This is a genomic window from Morganella morganii H1r, assembly GCF_000633515.1.
Taxonomy (GTDB): Bacteria; Pseudomonadota; Gammaproteobacteria; order Enterobacterales; family Enterobacteriaceae; genus Morganella; species Morganella morganii_B.
The window spans coordinates 12,054-31,281 of record NZ_AYMP01000026.1 but is presented as its reverse complement, the minus strand read 5'-3'; the positions used below and the strand labels follow the sequence as shown (position 1 = coordinate 31,281).

The window sequence follows — 19,228 nt, the reverse complement described above, 5'->3', positions numbered from 1 at the left end:
CGGTGTTTGCCGCCGCAGCCGCTGTATACTCAGTTATAGGCCTGTAATGCCCGCAGACAAAGTGATGAACGCACACAGTCATCCTGTGTGAAGGACACCACTGACACCATATCGTCATCCCGGAAACGGCGCAGCACATCGGCCAGCCCTGACGGGACATTGCCCGGTAAATCACACTGACTGACATCACCGTTGACGATCACGGTCACATTCTCCCCCATCCTGGTCAGAAACATTTTCATTTGTGTTACAGTCACGTTCTGTGCCTCATCGAGGATCACCACCGCATTCTCAAAGGTTCGTCCGCGCATATAAGCAAATGGCGCGATTTCCACCTTACCTATCTCCGGACGCAGACAATACTGTAAAAATGAAGCCCCCATCCGTTTCACCAGAACGTCATACACCGGCCGGAAATATGGCGCAAATTTTTCACTGATATCGCCGGGCAGAAAGCCCAGATCCTCTTCCGCCTGTAATACCGGACGGGTGACAATAATCCGCTCGATTTCCTTATTGATCAACGCATCTGCCGCCAGTGCGGTACTGATAAAGGTTTTTCCGCATCCGGCCTCGCCGTTGGCAATAATCAGCTGTTTATGCGCTATCGCCCTGATGTATTTATCCTGTGCATCATTTCGCGGTAAAACAGCACTGTTGTCGCGTTTTTCCCGCGCCATGCCGATAGCTTCCACCCCGCCTGCCGGGATAAAAACCGCCACATTATCATCGTTAAAACGTGCCCTGCGCGACTCTTTCCGGCTCATGCGTTTTGCCTCTTTGCGTGCTCTGACTACCGCTTTTTGTCTGCCCATAATCTTAATCCTGTTGATTTCTGATAACGGAATAACTGAAACAGTGAGTTGGCAACCGGCGGCTCCCTTCAAGCCATGAGTGAACACTCGGATAAAAAAAAGCCGGTGATAAATCCGCCCTGTTGTTCAGGGTATTTATCACCGGCCGGTACTGTCGTTCGTCTGTATGTCGCATTCGTTATCCTCAGATGACAAACTAAAGCGAACACTAAACTGACTTTGTGACAGTATAATGACAATACTTTCTTTTCAGCAATTAAAATTTGCGGGAATTTAATATTTTTGCCACATTTCTGTTATCCGCCGCACATCAGCGCGCTTTGCAGTTCTTCGCCATACTGTAGCCTGCCGCCTGTGCGGAGGCTGCATCTGCGAACATTTCAACATTTTTACTGCTGATCCGGTTATAGCCCGGGCAATCCGGAAAGTGGTAAATTTTACTGTTGCGGTTACCACGGATACGCTGATCCGTTGCTTTTTTTTCTGCTTTCGGCGCTGCGTTTACCGGTGTCACCGGTGCGGACGGCAGACGGGTAAAAATACCGTCAGCACTGTTGATATGCCCCGACTCCCAGCGGCGTTCACCGGTCACAAACGGATTTGACTGCCCCGTCACCGCCCGGATACGGCGATCCCGTTCCCGCTCGGCGGCAGACGGCGGAAATTCGCTGTCCCACACCATCAGTAATTTTTGCTGCTGCTCTGACATCGCCAGATCATAGCGGTCATGCATATAAAACCAGACCCGCGCCACTTCCCCTTTAACTTCATCACGCGGCTCGAAAACCCGCTGTTTGAAATCCACCCGGCTGGTGCACTGCCCGTAGCTTTGTGAGCCCGCACCACGTGCGACCCCGTAGCGGAAATTACTGCGATCGCCATTGACTTCACCAACAGACGGCGCGAGATTGTGGAGGTCGGCTTCCATCACACGGAATACCGGATCCTCACCGACACAGTTTTTGCGCCCGCCGTTCTGCCAGCACTGACGCTGGTGTCCGAACACCCAGGCGGGGACGATATGCTCCCACTCAATCCGCTCTGCGCGGGTCACCTGAGAGCGTACACGATAACCGCAGCTGTTCAGATCCACACGACCACCGGATTTTCCGGTCCACTCCCACTGACAACCGCAATACAGTGTCCCTTCCCCCTGCGGGTTCCGGTTCTGGTCGTAATAGATTTTTTCACGGGCAACAATTTTTGCTTCGTCGAACCGTTCCGGTGCAGCTGCAAATGCAGCGGACGAAATAATACAAAATAAAAATAATGAAAAACGAAATGATTGAAAAATGCGCATATAAATCATAAACCAACAGAATGCCAGAGGGGGGCAATTATGCCACGCCATGCGGGAATTATCGCCTCAGATTTTTTATTCATCAGCCAATCCGCCGGATAAGACAATTTCCGGGCGTTTTTTTACAGAATGATTTAAATCTGAAACTTTATACTCTGCTGACATTAATCATAAATCCGGAGAATAATCATGCATCCGCTGGTCGATGAAATGATAGATGAGCTAGTCGGCACGGCCTGTGCCTATGATGACGACGAAGTTGATGTCCGTGTGCAGGAGAGCAGTAAACGGGTGCAGATTCAGATTAGCGTGACCGATAAACCGGTCATGGATATTATCCTGAACCTGACCCGTATCAGTTAAACGCGCGGACGTTTGCGGTACAGCCACAAACCGGGCACAGACAGCCCGATAGACAACGCGCCGACCACAAAAGCCGCACGCAGGAAATTGCTCACCAGCATCTCCAGCAGTTGCGGGGTAAAACCGGACTGTGACAGTTTAATCACCGCCAGCATTGCCATATAGGCATTAATGCCGGGAAACATCGGGATAATGGCGGCAACGGTAAAAACTTTCGGGTGTGCCAGCCACCAGCGGGACCACTGAATACCGATGATCCCCACCAGCACCGATGCCCAGAATGTGGAGGCAACGATGTCAAAACCGGCGGCAATCAGCATAAACCGGCTGCCGTGACCTATCGCACCCAGCAGCGCACAGTATTTCAGTGCCCGTTTCGGTACGTTAAATACCATGGCAAACCCGGCTGCCGGAACAGCCGCCAGCAGCATGTCCTGTGCCAGTGCGGCCAGAAAAGAGAGTACCGTCATCATATCCAGTCCCTCAGGCTGCCGAGTGTGATCGCGGTAAAGATACCGATACAGGTTGCCAGAGTGAGCAGGCTTGCCATCGCCCAGCGGGCCAGGCCGGTGTTAACATGCCCTTTGAACATGTCCGCAACTGCGTTGATCAGCGGAAATCCCGGCACCAGCAGCAGCACACTGGCTGCCATGGCAATACCGGACGTTGCCGAAAACAGCGGAATTTTCAGCATCATTCCCGCCACCATTGTGGCAACAAATGCCGTAAAACAGAAATTAATCAGCGGGTTCATATGCCGGGCGGTCAGCACCTGGCGGACATACATCGCACAGCCGCTGGCGGCAAAGGTGATCACCGCGCCGTCCCAGCCGCCGTTATTCAGCCTGCAGAAACAGGCGCAGGACAACGCCACCATCAGCACCATTACCCAGCGCGGATAACGCAGCGCTTTCATATGAGCGAATTTCTTCTGCACCCCTTTGCAGTCAAGATGCCCGTGCTCCGCGAGGATCACCACATGCTGCACTTCCGTGACGATATGCATATTAATACCGCGATCGACCACCTTACGGGTGGATGTCAGGCAGTGCCCGTCAATAATCGTCGTGAGCACAATGGCATTTGCCGAAATGGCACAATCCACCTGGTCCGCCCCGAGCGCCTTTCCTGTCCGCCCCGCCAGTTCCTCCACCAGCATGCTTTCCGCACCGTGCTGTAACAGCAGCAGCCCGCACTCGATACACAGACGGGTGATAGTCCGCTGCATATCCTGTGTAATCTCTTTCCCCTGTCCCATAGTTTTACCGTTAACCGTTGATGGTCCGACTTTCCCGCTATTCTAATTCTTTGTATTAACAACTCACTGGGTTTGATCAATAGTTTGATAATAAATAGTCTTACTATGCGTAATTGCAGTATGTCAGGGAAACACCCTATTGAGCAATACGGCGCGGCGTGGTTAAATCAGGACTTATCACTATCACCGGAGCCTTTATCTGTTATGTCGCCCACCCCGTCACCATTAACCCCGAAAGGACAGCGCCGCCGTGATGCCATTCTTACCGCCGCTGCGGATGTTTTTATCTGTCATGGTTACGAAGGTACAACTCTGGATAGGATTATTGAACAATCCGGCGGGTCACGATCCACGCTGTATACCTCTTTCGGCGGAAAAGAAGCGCTGTTTCTGGCCGTTATCGACCATCTGATCAGCGGAATTTTTGAGGATAATGAAGAGGAAAAACCGGAAGCAGCACCCGATGCAGAAACACTGTTATATACCAGCGGCAGACGTTACCTGTACAGCATCGTTCACCCGCAGTCACTCGGCTTATATCAGCTGATTCTGGCGGAATCACAGCGCTTCCCGCAAATCAGTGAACAATTTTACCGCGCAGGCCCGCTGCGCGCCGCACAACAACTGGCAACCGGACTGAAAGCCCTGCCCGGCATCACCGCATCTGAGGAAACATTACTGGCCGTGGCCGCCCGTTTTCTGGAAATGCTGAAAGCCGACCTTTATCTGCCGGTTTTCAGTCAGCGCCATGACAAGCCCACGGCGGAATTTATTGAAAAACAGCTGCCGTTATCCGTGGAGATAACCGCCTGTTACCTCCGCCATTCATTAACATCCCAATGAGCAGCGGTCACCATTAACCGCTGCCTTCAGGCGGTCACCTCTGCCGCCTTTGCCCGTGCCGCTGCCATGTCATCAGCAACAAATACCGGCACACCGTAGACCGCAGCGGCCATCGGCGCGAATTTCTCCAGCTGTTCTTTATCCCCGGTTTTCTGATTAACGGTCAGGATCATCACACTGCAGTATGCCGCCATTTTTTCTTTTCCGGTTTTCAGCCAGCGGCGGACATACTTACGCGCATCCATATCTTCCTGTGTATCCGGTTTTTCCGGTCCTTCTTTCGGCGGGTAAATTAGTGCGAATGGTGTCTGCTTATCCAGCAGTGCATCCAGCTCATTCACCCACTGCTCTGTTTGTGCCCTATTTTCCGGGAATGATTGCATAATCACCACCGGGGAGGCACTGGTATCCATATGAACAAAATTAACGGCTGACATAATGACTCCTTATTTTTTTGTATTATCCGGTACATTATGATGACACCAAAAACCTGTCAACAAATAAGAATGCGTTTCAATTGCATCAGCACGAATTGTTCATTGCCTGCTCTCTGTGCCGGATTGCGCTATTCTTATGCAAAAAGTAAGTAGTTCTTCTGATATTCATCTTATTCTTATATATATTCCATGATATTTCAGGGCATATTGATTAATTATTTATATCCGTTCCTGCCTACAACATAAGGTTTATAATGAAAAAGCTGACACTAATTACACTGGGATGCCTGTTCTCTGTTACCGCCTTTGCTGCCAACGCCAGCAAAGTCTGTGATGAATATTTCACTGAAATCGACGAAATGGTCAAAGTGGCAGAGCAGGAAGCCAAAGGTGATGCTGATGCAACTGCACAGATCACGGCCATGAAACAGCAGCTGGAAACCGCAAAAACACAGATTAAATCTGTACCGGAAGAGACTCAGGACATGGCGTGTCAGCAGGGCCTTGATGCACTGAAGGAATTCAAAGCATCGATGGCAAAACAGTAATTCTGTTTTCATAAAAAAGGTCCGCGAACGCGGATCTCAGGCCGTTGACAAACCCGCAGGGGTTGGCGACGTCCGACAGAGGTTGTAAAAATAAACCAGGAAAATCAATTTATTGGTTTTCGGCTGATAACACAAAGCAGGAAAAACCACGTTTTATCCTGCTTTGTCTGCAATCTCAGGTCCGCGAACGCGGACCTTTTCGTTTTTATCGTTATATTCAGCGGACAACCAGCACGGAAACCTGTGCATGTGCCACAATCCCGGAGGCGGTTGACCCCAGCAGGTGCGTTGAGATACCCGGCAGGCGCGAACCGACAACAATCAAATCAGCATGGATCTCTTTTGCTTTTGCCAGCACTTTGTCTCTCGGTGTGCCGTAATCCACAAAATAACTGACCTGCTCTGCCGGTAAACCCACTTTCTCCGCAATCGCTTTTAACTCGTCTTTTGAACGGGCAACCGCTTTTTCCGCAAATGAATTCAGTAACTCATAGTGGTAGTTATAGCTTATTGAGAATTTTGAAATATCCGGTACAGAGTGAAACAACATCAGTTTCGCCTGTGACATCTTCGCCAGATAAATCGCGTGTTTCAGGGCATTACTCGTCAATACATCTTCTGTCACATCAATAGGAACTAATATCGTTTTATACATACCATCCCTCATTGTCAGTCCACTGTGTATTTGATTTAAGTATAGGCAATAAACCGGGAAGCACCGTGCCGGGTATCATGTTTTTTCAGAAGAAATAAGCAGGGAAATATCCGGTGACACCGTATGTCACCGGAAAAATATCAGAGACGTGCAAAACTCAGCGGACAACGATCACCGAGACCGGAGCATAACGGACAACACCACCGGCGGTCGAGCCCAGCAGGTGGGTGGAGATATTCGGACGGCGGGAACCGATAACGATAATATCGGCTTTTACCTCTTCCGCCGCCTGGATAATTTCATCACGCGGGGAACCGAAGGTAATCGTATAAGCAAGGCGCTCCGGCGGCAGATCAATAGAATCCATCAGCATATGAATGTCTTCTTCCGCCTTAATGGTCGCTTTATCTTTTATTTCCATATAACCCAGCGCATACGCATTAATAATCGCGGATGAGATCGGCAGGACATGGACAATATGCAGCTTAGCCCCTGTTTCCTTCGCCAGATAAAGCGCATGGCGGACTGCCTTGCTGGTCAGTTCTTCTTCTGAAATATCGATAGGAACCAAAATTGTATTATACATACTGCCTCCTTGAATAAATCATGCGGGATGATGTCACTATATTAAATAGTGCAGAAAATATCTGTGAGATTGATACCGTTAACTCTTATTACCTGTTGTTTTTGTTATCAGACGGTTACGGATTAACCGCACATAATCAATAATTTCATGAGCGGTTAATCCGGCAGGACCAATACCGGCGGCCACACATTCATCTGCCGCCGCGCCATGCAGCCAGACACCGCCGCAAACCGCTTCCTGTACCGGCAGCCGCTGCGCCAGCAGACTGCCGATAATACCGGATAGCACATCCCCGCTGCCGGCAGTGGCCAGCCCGCGGTTGCCGCTGTGATTACACCATAACTCACCGTCCGGTGAGGCAATCAGGCTGTGGTGCCCTTTCAGCACCGCCCAGCAGTGATACTGAGCTGCCAGCGCCAGCACTGCCGCCGGGCGATCTGCCTGAATCTCCGCCACACTGGTATGCAGCAGACGGGCGGCTTCCTGCGGATGCGGGGTTATCACACATTTGTCATCCAGCGCGATGCCCGGTGTGGCGGCCAGAATATTCAGTGCATCCGCATCCAGCACCTGTGGTTTACCGGTCTGCATAAACGCCGCTTCCGCCAATGCCCGGCTCTCTGTACTCTGCCCCAGTCCGGGGCCGGTAACCTGTGCGGTCAGCGCAGGGTCATCCGCGAGGGCGCAGGCAGTACGCAGCATCAGCTCCGGTGCATTCTCAACAAACGGTACCGGCAACTGCGGCTGATTAAACCCCAGAATCACTTTGCCGCACCCGGTTTTCAGTGCGGCGCATCCGGCCAGAATAACCGCGCCGGTCATGCCGGCCGCGCCGCCGGTGATCCCGAGCGTACCGAATGTACCTTTATGGCTGTCTTCCGGGCCCGGCATTTTTAATACCGGGTAATCACGGGTTATGGCATTGATATCAATAATATTCATCTTATTATTTTGCCTTCTTCAGCGGAAAATGAATACACCCTGTTTATCAGCATAGCGGGAAACTAAAAAAGAAAGTAGAGCAGTAACGGGCAGATCTGGTATTCTTTGCGGCTGATATATCCGGGACTGATAAATATAACGGTTGAGGTTAACCATGAATCACGCATTTAAAACTGAAAACGATACTGAAAAACTGGCTGCGGAAGTGACCTGTTTAAAAGCACTGGTGACATATTTACTGAAAGCGGTCGGCCAGGCAGACGCAGGTCGTATTATCGTCAATATGGAACGCCAGATCAGCGAAATTGATGATGAGCATCTGTCCGGTACATTTAAAGATACCATTGCCCAGATTAAAACTGAGTACCGGAAATAATTTCCGGCCCGGCAATTAATGCTGTCCGGGGATAATGCAACGAATCGCTAAAGAGAGAGTGCGCTGTTTGTGTCAGGATGATGTTCCTGTACTAAATACCCTTTCTTTTTTATTTTCGTTTCTGTCCGCACGCTGTTATACAACGTGCGGACTTTTTTTATGCTGTACAGTTATTTCTGCTCTGTTTTCATTTCTTTCAGCAGGCGGACAGCAAATAATCCGAGTATTGCCACACCAGCCACCAGTACCCCCCATAACAGCCAGGTTTTCCTGGCAAACGGCGGCGGAGCCTCCGGCGCAGGCAGCAACTTCGCTTCCCCGCCCAGTGTGACCACTTTTTCTGACACATCTGCCAGCGGGATTGCATCCTGATTATTCAGATTATTGCCCGGCAGAAGCTGGGACAGCGGTAAAAATGCCGCACTGACATCATGCGCCCCCCACACCAGCAGATATGGCGCGGCCCCCTGGGCGTTGAAGGTCAGATATTGTGCATATTTAACCCCGGTGACCTTCGGTGGTGTCTCACGCCAGCTGCTGTTAATCGCCGTCAGCCTGACCTGGCGGACCGGCAGATCATTGAGCCGGATATTACTGTTGCGGTTTTCCGCATCATCCGACACCAGTGAATAAAGCACTTTATTATCCAGCGGCAGCCAGTTCCCTTCTGTACCACTCCGGTATTCTATCCGCACCGGCAGCACCGTATTTTCCTGATCAATATGAAAATCCAGACGGCTGAGACGCTGTATATTCGGCAGACTGTAAATCATACTGCCGTCGGTGTCCGCTGCGGGCACAAAATCAAAACGGTTCACCTCACGGCGCTCCACCGTCCGGGAACTTATCCCTTCTGCTGTGGTGATCTGCGGTGGTGCCTGATTGTTATCTCCGGTCACGGAAAGCAGCCAGTATTTCGCCCTGCTTTCATCACCACTGATATAGCCCGGAATTTTTATCTGTTGTGCCAGCAGCGTATCCTCACCGGATTTCAGATCCATCAGCGGCACATCAAGGATCACCGGTGACCAGTTCTGTTTGTCATCACTGCTGAACAGTGAGGCTTTGGCCTGTATATTACCGGTCTGCTGCGGCCAGTTCAGTGTGACTTCCCGCAACGGCAGCGGGAGCTGCTGTTTGTTATCCGGCACCAGCAGATACGTCGCGGTGGACGGACGCGCCAGGCTGTCCGCATTATCATTGTAAATCGTCAGTTCTGTGCCGTTATCCGCTTTCAGGCGGATTTTGCGGTTGCCGTCCTGCTCTTCCGCCCGGCTTTGTGACAACGGATAAATAACGAAGCGGACGCGCGCACTTTCATCTTTTACCTGCGTCGCCGCCGTCAGTGACATCGGCACCGGCGTACCGGTGCTGTCAAAGATACGGATATCCCGCAGATCCGGCCACGCACTGTTGAGCCAGACATTATCCGGCACCGTCAGACGGTAAAACGGTGCATTCTCAGCACGGAGCTGTAACTCCGCCCCCTGATTAAAATCGTTCAGTGTCTTCGCCGGGGTATCCGCCCGGGAAGGGGTTGTCACCGATACCAGCACCGCCGCCAGGAACACCGCGCCGGTATGCCATTTGCAGCGCAGTGCCGCCTTTTTACCTGTGATCATCCGTTATTTTCCTTATTATTCTGTATGTCAGTGCCCGTTTTCGGCGGTAACGGCGAGAAATATCCCACAACCAGTATCAGCAGTGCCACCCCGATAAAGGCACCGGCTCTGGCAAGCCCGCTGCTCTGATTCATATCAACCACAAAGAGTTTAATAATCACCACGGCAAAGATGACCGCCCCGGCCAGCCACAGATAGCGTTTATGCCTGCGGGTTGCGGTGGTCATCAGGATCACGGCAGTCAGTGCCCAGACAATCGCCAGCGTGGTCTGGATAAGGCGGGATTGCAGCAGTGCCGCAGTAGTCCAGGCAGTGCCGTCCGCAAAGGCCAGCGCGCGGATCAGAATACCGTTCGCCCACCAGATACCCAGCGCGGCAACAGCAATACCCAGACCGTGCACCACATCTGCCCGGAAACGGACTTTCGGTGTGGTCCGTATCAGCGCATCACGCAGACACCACAATGCAGCGAGCCCGAACAGTCCCGCTTCATCCAGCGGGTTCAGCAGCGGCACATACTGCCAGAGCGACAGCTGACCATCCTGCATATTTCCGGTAAACAGCGCCAGCCCGAGCAACACAGCCAGCGGATAGGCACTCTGCCAGTACAGTGCGGCATGATTATCCATCGGCGGCCAGCGCAGGCGCTGCATGGCATACAGCACAAAAAATACGCCGCACGCCGCCAGCATGGCAATAAAGTAGGCCCACTCTTCCATACCCCACGGCAGCTGCCTTTCCGCCCACAGGACTTCGGCGGCGACCAGACCGATGACAGTCCAGAGTGACGCGCCGTGCATCAGATTACTGATAATACGCGGTGCCTGTTCCGGCAGCAGCCGGATAAAGGTGATCATACTGCCGATAATCAGCAGCCAGATAACGCCGCCGTACAGCGAACCGGCCGCATGTGTTCCGGTAAGCATATAGTCACACAGTATCAGCAGACTCACTATCCACAGCGCACTGATGCAGTAATACAACTGAGTCCACTGCACTTTGCGCGCCAGGAAGAACCAGCTCCAGACCGAGATCACAAGCCCGGTCAGCACATATTCCTCACCGGACAGCAATTCACCCGCCGGTGATAACCACGGCAGCATCCACAGCCACGAGAGCCAGGTGATCATGGCCGGGATAATCAGCAGTCCGGAAATCAGTTTGCTGCGGTTCATCAGGCGGAAATGGTGATGAAGTGCCCCGGCAACCAGCAGCCCGCCCCACTGGAAGATATACATCCAGGTGCTTTGTTCTGACCACCAGATGAAGTCCATGCTGTAGAGCAGAGAGGCAAACCCGAGCAGCACCAGCCCGGTGGCGCTCCAGCCGACAATCCGCTGTTTTTGCAGACAGGCAAACCACAGTATTGCCAGCCCTTCAATCGTCCAGGCCACCGACGTCCACTGCGGCGACAGTGCCAGCGGCACCGCCAGTGAGATAAAGCCGATACTGAGCAGCAGAAAACCGAGCGACAGGCGTTGCCCGTCAGCGCGGAAGCGGCGCAGACTGACTACCGTGAGCAGCAGATAGAGCAGCCCGAAGGCCAGTGATGAGATTGCCGTGCCGAGATAGAACGGTTCCGTAATGGCATATTGCAGGGAAAACGCCAGCACCGGCGGTGCAAACAGCAGTACCGGGTCCACCATCCGCTGTTTTCGCCTGTCGTCGGTCATAACATGATGGCGTGCATATTGCTGCGTCATCAGCCCGTAGACCACCAGATTCAGAATAATGAAGATCTGACAGTTCAGGTAATACTCCGGCCGGTAATTATCGATGCCCCAGATCACGCCGACCACAAAGGTAAAGGTAAAACCGACAATATTCAGCACCCGCCAGCCCTGCCGGTAATTCATGACCAGAATGGAGACGGAGAGCATCAGATAATAGGAGAACAGTGCGATATAGTTACCGCTGCCGGTGGAGAGCAGCACCGGCGCCGCATAACCGCCTATCACCGCCAGAACCGCCAGGCTGACAGCGTTTTGTATCACCGCAAAGAAAACCGATGCCAGGCAGATAACCACCATCAGCGCCAGTGCAAAGGCCAGCGGCAGGAACTCATAAAGCTTATAGGCGGCAAATATCGTGATATAAAACGCACCGAGGCTGCCGCCCTGAACTATCAGGCTGTACAGCCGGTTTTTATGACGGACACACCAGCCGACAACAAAGAGTGTTGCGGACAATACCGCCGCGCCGATCAGGCGGACTTCCGGAGTCAGGATATTATTTTCGATACTGAATTTCAGCAGATACGAAAGGCCGATAAACAACAGCAGAATACCGATTTTGGCCGGGAGGTTGCCGTTAAGCAGCCATTCGAGAATATTGGCCGCCGGGCTTTTGCGCTCTGTTGCTGCTGTATCCGCCGGGAGCGGCATTGCCGCCGCCGCGATAACCGGTTCCGGTTCCGGCTCTGGCACCGGTTCATACTGCACTTCCCGCTCCGGCTGCAGCGGGATCGCTTCAGACAGCGCAGCAACCTGAACAGTGGTTTCCGTCGCCGGCTGACCGCCGGTCAGGGCATCCAGCTCGCGGCGCAGTGATTCCGTTTCCTCTGTCAGAACGCTGACCTGCAACTTCAGCAGCGTTGTGCGCCGCAGCGCCGCAACAGCAATAAACGGCGTCACAATAATGAGCGCCACTAACACAAAACCCCAGAAGAGTAATGAATCCATGTTCATCCTGTTTTTCAGTCTTTAACGTAGAGTGCAGATAATTTTTAATTTCCGTTATCTCACATACTGCCTGTTATGCTGCTAAAAAGCAGGTGAATAAATCCGGATATTTAACAAATACCATAAAATACTGTTTTATCCCGTTAATCCATTGTTAAAACACCGGAAACATCTGTGAACACACGGGTTTCACACCTGTTTTGACTGAAAATCATTTTTCCGGATTTTAAATATTGACTGTTATCACAAAAAGGGGCAATTTTGGGATACAGATCACAACAATATAAGGACACTCATTATGCGATTTTTAGCCTGCTTCTTAAAAGAGTTAGACAACGTCACCGCGTCCTTCTGTGTGGTCACGTTTTACCGCAACCGTCTGTGACGGACAGACTGAGCATTTTTTTGCTGTGCCATTTCAAATCAAATTTAGTTTAAATGTTAAATTTAATTTGTAAGAAAGATTGACACTCATCAACAAAGTGCTAAAGTTATGTCATCGAATTGTGAGAACACAATAAACAAGAACGCAATTATGTTACCTGCAATAAAAAATATCAGACGTTTTATCTCAGAGCTCAATAAAATCGCCCGTATTATATTCTGAAGATAAACGCACATCGTTTTCAGGCTCCCTCTGCGGAGCCTTATTTTTTTCTGCCTGTACCCCCATCCTCCTCTGAAAGGTTTATACTGACCGCATTATTTTTTATGCAATAAGGAGCAACTGTCGTTATGCAACATGACATCCAGCGTCTCAGAAGAATTCGCCAGACCCCGCAGATGCGTGATCTGTTCCGGGAAACCACATTAAGCCTCAATGACCTCGCGTTACCGATTTTTGTCGAAGAAGGCGCCGGTGACTATAAAGCCATCGACAGTATGCCGGGCGTTATGCGCATTCCGGAAAAGCGGCTGGCCTATGAAATCGAGCGGATCGCCAAAGCCGGGATTAAATCCGTGATGACATTCGGTGTTTCACATCACCTGGATGCAACCGGCAGTGATGCCTGGGCGGAAGATGGCCTGGTTGCGCGGATGTCCCGTATCTGCAAAGAGACCGTGCCTGAGATGGTGGTGATGTCTGATACCTGTTTCTGTGAATACACCAGCCACGGGCACTGCGGTGTGGTGCATGACGGTGTGGTGGATAACGACGAAACCCTGCATAACCTCGGATTACAGGCGGTGGTTGCCGCGCAGGCCGGTGCTGATTTTATCGCCCCTTCTGCCGCCCAGGACGGTCAGGTGCGGGCTATCCGTCTGGCGCTGGATGCCGCCGGGTTCCATCAGACCGGGATTGTGTCCTACTCCACCAAATTCGCCTCTGCCCTTTACGGCCCGTTCCGTGATGCTGCCGGTTCCTGCCTGAAAGGCGACCGCAAAACCTATCAGATGGATCCGATGAACCGTCGTGAAGCCATCCGTGAATCCCTGATCGATGAGCAGGAAGGTGCAGATATGCTGATGGTGAAACCGGCCGGGGCTTATCTGGATATTCTGCGTGATGTGCGTGAACGTTCAAATCTGCCGCTGGCGGCCTATCAGGTGAGCGGCGAATACGCGATGATCAAACTGGCCGCACAGGCCGGTGCGATTGATGAAACCCGCGTTGCACTGGAAACCCTCGGCTCCATCAAACGTGCCGGGGCGGATTTAATCTTCAGTTATTTCGCCCTGAGTCTGGCAGAGAATAAGATCCTGAGCTGATTGTACAAAAGCTCATGCTGACAAGCCTGTGGTAACGGGCAGGTCAACGAAAAGCATGCGCGTCATGGATGACGCGCCTGAGCGCACACGGATGTGTTCACAGCGACTTTTCGTTTTGCCGTTGCCGTCAGGCGCAAACACCGGACTTACAAGCTTCACGTTTTATTCTTTTCTTCCAGAAATGCCTTCAGCACTTTTGCCTGGTTATGTTCTTTATCTTTTGCCGCAAACAACAGTGTCAGATTACCCTGTACCGCTCTGGCCACCAGCGGTTGCCAGCTTTGCGGCCTGCTCTCCAGCTCTGCACGGTAACGCCGTTCAAACTCCGCAAACTGATCACTGTTGGCATGGAACCACTTGCGTAATTCTGTATCCGGCGCAACATCCTTATTCCATTCATCGTAATTCAGATCGGTTTTTTTAATTCCGCGCGGCCACAGCCGGTCAACCAGTACCCGGTAACCATCACTCTCCGCGATCTCATCATAAACCCGTTTGCAGAAAATCATATTGCTGCTCCTTTAACCTGTTTTTCATGAGCCAGTAACCAGGCTTTGCGGTCCATCCCGCCGGCATAGCCGGTCAGTTCACCATTTTTACTGGTAACACGGTGACACGGCACCAGCACGGAAACCGGATTCATGCCGTTTGCCCGCCCGACAGCCCGGACAGCACGCGGGCTGGATAACAACTCAGCCAGCATACTGTAAGTAACCGTACAGCCAAACGGCACGGACAGCAAAGCATCCCAGACTTTTTGCTGAAAAGATGTTCCCGGCAGCACCAGCGGAACCGTAAATTCTGTCAGTTTACCGGCAAAATAGTCCTGCAATTGTGACTCCAGCAGTGCCAGATGAGGATGATTTCCGTCTGTTACCGGCATGTTCAGCCGTGCAGAGACCCGCTGTAAGGTATCTTCGCGGCGGTTGTCTTCCGTAAATTCCAGAAAACAAACACCCTGCTCTGTTGCCGCTGCCGACATTTCACCCAGTATTGTGCTGAATTGTGTACGAAATATCATCAATATTCCTTTGTTCTCCGTACATCACCGGCAGATGTACCGTTTTCTTTACGAAACTGTCTATTTTATGAGTTAAAATTGATTTTATTATGCTCAACTTCTTTTGAGTGAAAACTTGATTGAACTCACACTAATGAGTAAAGTACATCCCATCGATACAGCACATTGACTGTACCATTTTAGATTAACAGATAAACACGTTCACCTGAGTATTGAACATTATTTTCAGAAATAATGGAGGAATTGTTATGGCTAAATTAATTAAATCCACAAAAACAACTTTCGATCGTATTACCACTGCAGTTATGACAATTTCTGTACCGCGTTTCTTTTAATTAATACGCGACAAATTGCCGGTGCCGCTGTGTTTATGCGGCACAAAAAAAATCGACAGCCTGAATGCTGTCGATTTTTTTATTAATGTTATTCCGAAAAATAACCGGTCACTGCGCGCTATTTGCGATATCCGGCACTTTTGCCAGATCGGCGGCAATCTTAGCAGTTTCATCAAGATACGCATCGGGCCCTTCATAATCTTTCGGCAGTGCCTCGAGATTAGCCAGCGGTTTCTTACCTTCACGGGCATAACGTTCATTAATCCGTTTCAGCCTGATCCCTTCCAGTTCTTTATCTTCCTTATCACGCTTCGCGTAATTCAGGGAAATAATATACTGTGTCGGTTTATTGGCTTTAAACCGTGCCAGATCTTCGTAAATATACGCGAATTCCGGATCATTTTTTGAACGTTCCTGATATTTCTGTGCCAGTTCAGGTACCGCTTTACGGATAATATCCGTCTGTGAATACTTCGCCGGGGCAATGCTGTCCCACGGCAGCGCGTTATCCTCGAAACTTTCACCGATATCGTCGTTATCAAAGCCGGTCGGCATAATAATATCCGGCGTTACCCCTTTGCGCTGGGTACTGCCGCCGTTAATACGGTAAAATTTCTGGATAGTATATTGCACAGAGCCCAGATCCGGCCATTCAGGGCGCAGCATCTGGTCGTAAATACGGCTGACCGGGCGGTGCTGCTGCACGGTACCTTTACCGAAGGTCGGCTCACCGACAATCAGCGCACGGCCGTAATCCTGCATTGCGGCAGCGAAAATCTCAGACGCGGATGCGCTCAGGCGGTCAACCATCACCACCAGCGGACCTTTGTAGTAGATGACATCATCGCTGTCCGCATCTTCACGGACACGGCCGTTGTTATCCCGCACCTGCACCACCGGACCACTGGAGATAAACAGGCCGGACAAATCCACCGCTTCTGTCAGGGCTCCGCCGCCGTTTCCGCGCAGGTCGATAATCACCGCATCCACTTTCTCTTTTGCCAGTTTCTGCAACTGCGTTTTGGTGTCATTGGTCAGACCCACATAGAAGCCCGGAATATTGAGCACCGCGACTTTCTGGTCACCGACCTGTTTGATGGTCATTTTCACCGCTCTGTCTTCCAAGCGGATCTGCTCACGGGTCAGGGTTACAATGCGTGGTTTGGCCCCTTTGGTATCACCCAGCACTTCCAGGCGGACTTTGCTGCCTTTGGCACCCTTGATTTGTGATACCACATCATCCAGACGCCAGCCGACCACATCCACCATCGGCTTGCCTGCCTGGCCGACGGCCAGAATTTTATCCCCGACCGCCAGTTCCTTGCTTTTCAGCGCAGGGCCGCCGGCGACCAGTGAATTAATCACGGTATAATCATCATCCATCCGCAGCACGGCACCAATGCCTTCCAGAGACAGGCTCATTTCAGAGTTAAACTGCTCAGTATTGCGCGGGGAGAGATAACTGGTGTGCGGATCAATCTCACGGGCAAACGCGGTCATAATCAGCTGGAAAACATCCTCACTTTTCGTCTGTGTCAGACGTTTAAGCGCATAGGTATAGCGCTTGGTGAGGGTTTCTTTGATTTCATTATCATCTTTGCCGGACAGTTTCAGGGTCAGCCAGTCGTATTTGACTTTGGCATCCCACAATTTATCCAGCTCGGCTTCTGTCTGCGGCCACGGTGCTTTGCTCCGATCCACGTCAATGACATCGTCGCCGTCAAAATTCATCGGCTGTTTCAGGCGGTTCAGTGCATACTGAAAACGCTCAAAACGGCGTTTTTGTGACAGATTAAACAGGTCGTATAACGGCTGTAACTCCCCTTTGCGGAGATAATTGCCGACATCTGCTTTATTTTTGCTGAATTTTGCCACATCAGACGCCAAAAAGACGTTGTGGCTGTAATCCAGCAGATTCAGATAGCGTTCCAGAATTTTCGCTGAAAATTCCGGATCCAGCTGAAACTGGCGGTAATGGGAATGCAGAAACCGGGATGTCACACGCTCACTGACCGTGGAGTGCTCCGGTGCCTGCTGAGTATCCGGCAGCTGGCTGATTTTGACATCCGGCAGCGCTGTGGTGCCGGTTTTTGCCATCGCATTGCCGGTTAAACTGAATCCGATGAGCAACGCCAGGGGTAAAAATTTGTTCATGCCTCGGTTGACTCCGTATCAGAATTTTAAGTGTTCCGCACGCACGATCATTGCCAACCCTGAAGGCAGCTGAACACGTACACCATCTTTTGTGATCTCGAGAACCTGCGCATCCATAACGCCGGAACCGACTGTCACCTTCAGTTGCTGCCCCACCTTCAGTGCCTGAATGTCAGTAATTGGTGTCAGTGCAGACTGAGATTCGGGACGGGGTGCCCGTGGTTTACGTGGTGCATCGGCGGATTTCGGCGACGGAGCTTTACCGGTACGCGGCGCTTTAGGCTTATCCGTACGGCTGCGGCGGGAGTCAGCGGCGGCTTTGTCTGCCGGACGCGGTTTTTTCTCACCATCCTGCTCACGTTTCTGCGCACGCTGCGCCTGGACTCTGGCTTTCGCTTCCGTTAACTGAGTGCGGGCATGTTCAACATGTTCCGCTTCCAGATCGCCGCAATCGTTACCATCCAGATCAACACGTTTGGCTCCTTCTTTGACGCCGTACAGATAGCGCCAGCTGGAGGTGTACATCCGCAGTGCGGTACGTAACTGTGTTTTACTGATACCATCTTCTTCAGTGATACGACTGACGATATCGCGGAAGATGCCGATTTTCAGCGGACGGGCCTCGCCTTCTGCCACAAAGCATTGCGGGAAGCGCTGAGCCAAAAATGAAATAATTTCTTTACTGCTATTCAACTTGGGTTGATTTTCCATGAATTTTCCTGATTACAACGGTGCTTTGCCAACCAGCAGGCATGAACAGGCGTCATTATAATAGTGTTACAGACAAATGCTATGCTCCCGGAGGCCTAACTTGCGATCATTTCACGATATTTCGGCATAAAGCACGTTGCCAGATGTACGCAGAGCGCGTCATTCAAGGCTTTAAGACCAATTTCATCATTATTATCAAAACGATTAAAAACCGGGCTGTCGATATCCAGCACGCCGATAATCTGACCATTTACGATAAGCGGCAACACAATTTCTGAGTTACTGGCCGAATCACAGGCAATATGCCCGGCAAAATCATGCACATCATCCACACGGATAACCTGCCCCTGAGCAACCGCAGTTCCGCAGACACCACGGCCAACCGGAATACGGACACAGGCCACTTTTCCCTGGAATGGCCCCAGTACGAGGGTATCCCCCTGAAGAAGGTAAAATCCGGCCCAGTTTATCTGTTCCAGCTCGTCAAAAAGGACGGCACTGACATTAGACAGTGTCGCGATGACATCTTTCTCATCACTGATAAGCGATGTTAAACGGCGGGTTAAATCCTGATAAAACGCGAGTTTATTCATGTGTCACACTACAGTTACGGGTTAATCATCCGGTTAAAGTAATGTTTAATTTATATCAAATAACGGGGCTGCCCTATAGGATTATTACAAATCCTTGCGCATTTTTCGTGAAAATGAGGGAAAAAACGGCGGGGATAAAAAAGAGACCGGATAAAGTCCTCTATCCGGTCCAGGGAAAAAGGCTCATAGCGAGCCGTGCGCTAAAATTGCCATTGAAAATATCGTACAACCTACATGATTAAGATTAGTCGGCTTGGTTACATATGCAAAATATTTAT

Annotated in this window: 20 protein-coding genes; 5 read left to right on the top strand and 15 right to left on the bottom strand. The window is 51.1% G+C overall.

Features of this window, described 5'->3' with window-relative positions; genetic code table 11:
* Positions 1 to 29 precede the first annotated feature (29 nt).
* Positions 30 to 815 carry a phosphate starvation-inducible protein PhoH gene (phoH, locus tag U868_RS0115835; protein WP_004237350.1) on the bottom strand — a complete coding sequence of 262 codons (786 nt, stop codon included), beginning with the start codon at positions 813 to 815 and terminating at the stop codon, positions 30 to 32.
* 310 nt (positions 816 to 1,125) lie between these two features.
* The gene (locus U868_RS0115830; protein WP_036411989.1) at positions 1,126 to 2,124 is read right to left on the bottom strand and encodes an endonuclease; all 999 of its coding nucleotides are present in this window, start codon (positions 2,122 to 2,124) and stop codon (positions 1,126 to 1,128) included.
* A 180-nt stretch (positions 2,125 to 2,304) separates the two neighbouring features.
* On the opposite strand from U868_RS0115830, the gene U868_RS25730 reads away from it, so the two are divergent.
* Complete coding sequence (locus U868_RS25730) at positions 2,305 to 2,478, top strand: hypothetical protein (protein WP_205275522.1); 174 nt, start codon at positions 2,305 to 2,307, stop codon at positions 2,476 to 2,478.
* On the opposite strand, the gene U868_RS0115815 is transcribed toward U868_RS25730, so the two are convergent.
* Positions 2,475 to 2,948 carry a threonine/serine exporter gene (locus tag U868_RS0115815; RefSeq protein ID WP_025154142.1) on the bottom strand — a complete coding sequence of 158 codons (474 nt, stop codon included), beginning with the start codon at positions 2,946 to 2,948 and terminating at the stop codon, positions 2,475 to 2,477. The genes U868_RS25730 and U868_RS0115815 overlap by 4 nt on opposite strands.
* Positions 2,948 to 3,736 (bottom strand): threonine/serine ThrE exporter family protein, encoded by a 789-nt coding sequence (locus U868_RS0115810; protein ID WP_025154141.1) that lies wholly within the window; start codon positions 3,734 to 3,736, stop codon positions 2,948 to 2,950. Before U868_RS0115810 ends, U868_RS0115815 begins: the two co-directional genes overlap by 1 nt.
* A 204-nt stretch (positions 3,737 to 3,940) precedes the next feature.
* Between U868_RS0115810 and U868_RS0115805 the strand changes: the two genes are divergently transcribed.
* Positions 3,941 to 4,579: a TetR/AcrR family transcriptional regulator gene (locus U868_RS0115805; RefSeq protein WP_025154140.1), complete on the top strand. Its 639-nt coding sequence runs from the start codon at positions 3,941 to 3,943 to the stop codon at positions 4,577 to 4,579.
* A gap of 26 nt (positions 4,580 to 4,605) precedes the next feature.
* Here the strand turns inward: U868_RS0115805 and U868_RS0115800 are convergent, their stop codons facing one another.
* A complete protein-coding gene (locus tag U868_RS0115800) occupies positions 4,606 to 5,016 on the bottom strand; it encodes a hypothetical protein (RefSeq protein WP_025154139.1) in 411 nt (136 codons plus the stop codon).
* A gap of 254 nt (positions 5,017 to 5,270) precedes the next feature.
* Between U868_RS0115800 and U868_RS0115795 the strand changes: the two genes are divergently transcribed.
* Positions 5,271 to 5,564 carry a DUF5339 domain-containing protein gene (locus tag U868_RS0115795; RefSeq protein WP_025154138.1) on the top strand — a complete coding sequence of 98 codons (294 nt, stop codon included), beginning with the start codon at positions 5,271 to 5,273 and terminating at the stop codon, positions 5,562 to 5,564.
* 217 nt (positions 5,565 to 5,781) lie between these two features.
* Here the strand turns inward: U868_RS0115795 and U868_RS0115790 are convergent, their stop codons facing one another.
* The 3 genes from U868_RS0115790 to U868_RS0115780 all read right to left on the bottom strand — a co-directional run bounded on the left by U868_RS0115790 (position 5,782) and on the right by U868_RS0115780 (position 7,747).
* Complete coding sequence (locus U868_RS0115790) at positions 5,782 to 6,219, bottom strand: universal stress protein (protein ID WP_025154137.1); 438 nt, start codon at positions 6,217 to 6,219, stop codon at positions 5,782 to 5,784.
* A gap of 157 nt (positions 6,220 to 6,376) precedes the next feature.
* Positions 6,377 to 6,805 (bottom strand): universal stress protein, encoded by a 429-nt coding sequence (locus U868_RS0115785; protein ID WP_025154136.1) that lies wholly within the window; start codon positions 6,803 to 6,805, stop codon positions 6,377 to 6,379.
* 78 nt (positions 6,806 to 6,883) lie between these two features.
* On the bottom strand, positions 6,884 to 7,747 hold the full coding sequence (locus U868_RS0115780) for an NAD(P)H-hydrate dehydratase (RefSeq protein WP_025154135.1): 864 nt from the start codon (positions 7,745 to 7,747) through the stop codon (positions 6,884 to 6,886).
* 154 nt (positions 7,748 to 7,901) lie between these two features.
* Here U868_RS0115780 and U868_RS0115775 point away from each other — a divergent pair, with 154 nt between their 5' ends.
* Complete coding sequence (locus U868_RS0115775; protein ID WP_025154134.1) at positions 7,902 to 8,123, top strand: DUF2594 family protein; 222 nt, start codon at positions 7,902 to 7,904, stop codon at positions 8,121 to 8,123.
* A 170-nt stretch (positions 8,124 to 8,293) separates the two neighbouring features.
* Here U868_RS0115775 and U868_RS0115770 read toward each other — a convergent pair whose 3' ends face one another.
* Both U868_RS0115770 and U868_RS0115765 read right to left on the bottom strand, forming a co-directional pair.
* Positions 8,294 to 9,745, bottom strand: coding sequence for a DUF3999 domain-containing protein (locus U868_RS0115770; protein ID WP_025154133.1), 1,452 nt, complete (start codon positions 9,743 to 9,745; stop codon positions 8,294 to 8,296).
* Positions 9,742 to 12,426 carry a DUF2339 domain-containing protein gene (locus U868_RS0115765; protein WP_025154132.1) on the bottom strand — a complete coding sequence of 895 codons (2,685 nt, stop codon included), beginning with the start codon at positions 12,424 to 12,426 and terminating at the stop codon, positions 9,742 to 9,744. The genes U868_RS0115770 and U868_RS0115765 overlap by 4 nt, the downstream gene beginning before the upstream one ends.
* A gap of 735 nt (positions 12,427 to 13,161) precedes the next feature.
* Here U868_RS0115765 and hemB point away from each other — a divergent pair.
* Complete coding sequence (gene hemB, locus U868_RS0115755; RefSeq protein ID WP_025154131.1) at positions 13,162 to 14,136, top strand: porphobilinogen synthase; 975 nt, start codon at positions 13,162 to 13,164, stop codon at positions 14,134 to 14,136.
* A 155-nt stretch (positions 14,137 to 14,291) separates the two neighbouring features.
* On the opposite strand, the gene U868_RS0115750 is transcribed toward hemB, so the two are convergent.
* The 5 genes from U868_RS0115750 to U868_RS0115730 all read right to left on the bottom strand — a co-directional run bounded on the left by U868_RS0115750 (position 14,292) and on the right by U868_RS0115730 (position 18,950).
* Complete coding sequence (locus tag U868_RS0115750) at positions 14,292 to 14,645, bottom strand: DUF488 domain-containing protein (RefSeq protein WP_025154130.1); 354 nt, start codon at positions 14,643 to 14,645, stop codon at positions 14,292 to 14,294.
* Positions 14,642 to 15,157: a methylated-DNA--[protein]-cysteine S-methyltransferase gene (locus tag U868_RS0115745; protein WP_025154129.1), complete on the bottom strand. Its 516-nt coding sequence runs from the start codon at positions 15,155 to 15,157 to the stop codon at positions 14,642 to 14,644. Before U868_RS0115745 ends, U868_RS0115750 begins: the two co-directional genes overlap by 4 nt.
* A 443-nt stretch (positions 15,158 to 15,600) precedes the next feature.
* Positions 15,601 to 17,646 carry a carboxy terminal-processing peptidase gene (gene prc, locus U868_RS0115740; RefSeq protein ID WP_025154128.1) on the bottom strand — a complete coding sequence of 682 codons (2,046 nt, stop codon included), beginning with the start codon at positions 17,644 to 17,646 and terminating at the stop codon, positions 15,601 to 15,603.
* A gap of 18 nt (positions 17,647 to 17,664) precedes the next feature.
* Positions 17,665 to 18,357, bottom strand: a complete 693-nt coding sequence (gene proQ / locus U868_RS0115735; protein ID WP_025154127.1) for an RNA chaperone ProQ — start codon at positions 18,355 to 18,357, stop codon at positions 17,665 to 17,667.
* Positions 18,358 to 18,452: 95 nt separating this feature from the next.
* A complete protein-coding gene (locus U868_RS0115730) occupies positions 18,453 to 18,950 on the bottom strand; it encodes a GAF domain-containing protein (protein WP_025154126.1) in 498 nt (165 codons plus the stop codon).
* Positions 18,951 to 19,228: the final 278 nt, after the last annotated feature.